Consider the following 512-nt stretch of genomic DNA (forward strand, 5'->3'; position numbering starts at 1 on the left):
TCCCCCGCGATCCGCGGCGCCGACCCGCTCATCGTGCTCGTTCCGGGCGTCGGGATGTTCTCCTTCGGCGCGAACAAGCAGACCGCGCGCGTCGCGGGCGAGTTCTACATCAACGCCATCAACGTGATGCGCGGCGCCGAGGCCCTGTCGACCTACTCGCCGATCTCGGATGCGGAGAAGTTCCGGATCGAGTACTGGGCCCTCGAAGAGGCCAAGCTGCAGCGCATGCCGAAGCCCAAGAGCCACCAGGGCCGGGTCGCGTTCGTCACCGGCGCCGCATCCGGCATCGGCAAGGCCATCGCGACCCGTCTGGCCGCCGAAGGCGCGTGCGTGATCGTCGCCGATCTCGACCTCGAGAAGGCGCAGGCCGCCGCGGCGGAACTCGGTGGCACGGACGTCGCGATCGGCGTGGCCGCCAACGTCGCCGAGGCCGACGCGATCCAGGCCGCGTTCGACGAAGCGGTGCTCGCCTTCGGCGGCGTCGACCTCGTGGTCAACAACGCCGGACTGTC

General features: G+C 70.1%; 1 protein-coding gene. It reads left to right on the plus strand.

The genetic code is table 11. The annotated features are described in order from the left end of the window. Positions 1-512, plus strand: a 512-nt coding sequence (locus B4E30_RS04330) for an SDR family NAD(P)-dependent oxidoreductase (protein ID WP_286793650.1), incomplete at both ends; no start/stop codon positions are given.

The organism is Microbacterium sp. UBA3394 (assembly GCF_002358725.1).
Taxonomy (GTDB): domain Bacteria; phylum Actinomycetota; class Actinomycetes; order Actinomycetales; family Microbacteriaceae; genus Microbacterium; species Microbacterium luteum.